The sequence below is a fragment of the Citrobacter sp. VF227 genome (genome assembly GCF_052950715.1).
On sequence record NZ_JBRFVF010000075.1, the window covers coordinates 1 to 838 of the forward strand.

The window sequence follows — 838 nt, forward strand, 5'->3', positions numbered from 1 at the left end:
GTCGAGCAGCCAGGCGCGGCTGATCAGTTGCTGCTCACCGAGTTGGAACACCTGAAAGCACAGCACATTGATCGCGATATCGCGCTCGCTAAGGTAGCTGACAATGCGCTCGCTGCTGGCATCCAGCTCGGCGGCGACGATGACGATCTGATGGCTCTGATTGAGCGACTCGATATCCAGCGGCACGCCGAAACGCGCCTGGAAATCAGCAGCGAGATCGCCCTGCGGCTTGAAGCGCTGGTAGATGGCGGCAATCTCGTCCGCCTCCAGGCGCTCGACCCAGGCGGCATAGTCCAGCGCCTGTGCCACCACCTCACGCGGCGTGCGGTCGCGCTTGAGTTCGATCAGCACTAGCGAAGCATCTAGAGCCAGTGACAGCAGGTCAATACGACCGCCGTAGCCGGTGCTTTCCTGCTGGCCGATCAGCAGCCAGTCCTCGGACAGCAGCGCCGGCGCTGCGACAATCATGTTTTCCAACAGCTGCTCGCTGACCAACCGCGCCGCCTTGAGGGCTACGGGTTGATCGCCGACGGTCCAAACCTGTGTGCGAATGGGCATCCCTGCTTTCCTTGTTCAGGCCACGGCCTGCTCGACCAGAGCGGTGGCCAGCTGTTCGTTGAGTTGGCGGGCCTGGGCTAGGCGGGCTTTCAGTTGGTCGCAGAGGGCCATTAGCTGATCAACTTTGGCCACGATGCGTTGTTGTTCGGCGAGCGGGGGAAGTCCTGCCACTGTGGCGACTATTTTCTCTCGTGAGATGTTTGGTTGTGCTCCACCTGCCCCTTGCCCAATGAAGTTCGCTTTAAGCGACTTTAGGGTAAGCAGCAAATATCTGTTAAGC

The 838-nt window shown here is 60.3% G+C and carries 1 protein-coding gene and 1 pseudogene; both read right to left on the minus strand.

Features of this window, described 5'->3' with window-relative positions; all coding sequences use genetic code 11:
- Positions 1-558: pseudogene (locus ACU8YC_RS25105) on the minus strand (nuclease); the annotation flags it as partial.
- Between the two features lie 15 nt (positions 559-573).
- On the minus strand, positions 574-838 hold a 265-nt coding region (locus ACU8YC_RS25110), incomplete at its 5' end, for a restriction endonuclease subunit S (RefSeq protein WP_446895976.1).